The organism is Cupriavidus sp. 05T313 (genome assembly GCF_056396665.1).
In genome coordinates, this window is the sequence record NZ_JBFTLX010000569.1 from 1 (window position 1) to 612 (window position 612).

Genomic DNA, 612 nt, shown 5'->3' on the forward strand with positions numbered 1-612 from the left:
ACGCTATGCCAATAACCTCACCGAGGCCGCCAAGGAGAGTGAGACGAAGGATGCCGCTTATGCTTGCTTGAGGCAGATCCGCACACAAGAATCCGCGCTGCTTCTAGCGCAGGGCTTCGGCAATGGCGGCGGATACAACAGCATCTATGGCTTGATCGAAGATCCGCGGCCTGAGGTCTACCCCATTCTCAAGGCAAAACTGCGGCCTCCGGAAAATGCGCGAGACAAAAACCTCCTGCTGACCATGGCCCAGATATCTGTTCCTGTGGAGCAACGCGTTGCCGATATCAGACCATACCTGGAAGCGAAATATTATGGCGTGCGTCAGGGTGCGGTTCTCGGACTTGCACTACTGGATGATCCCGGCAGCATGGAACGCATGGCCTATGAGTTAGGAACGAAATGGCGCGATGGGAAACAGTACTTTCTATGGACGTTCTATCACTTCCGTGCCTGGAGAATTCCAAAGTTCGTCCCGGTGCTGATCCCGGTCCTGAACGACCCGCAGCCACTCGAAGACATCGGCGTCCGCCAGTACCTCCCCGGCGGCGTCGAGCAGGCCATGACACCCGAAGAACAGCGCTATTGCCGCGCACGCGACTACGCGCTGAA

General features: G+C 57.2%; 1 protein-coding gene. It reads left to right on the top strand.

Annotated elements, in window-relative coordinates:
* The coding region (locus AC1DKD_RS41795) for a hypothetical protein (protein WP_477144803.1) at positions 1–612 on the top strand (612 nt) is incomplete at both ends.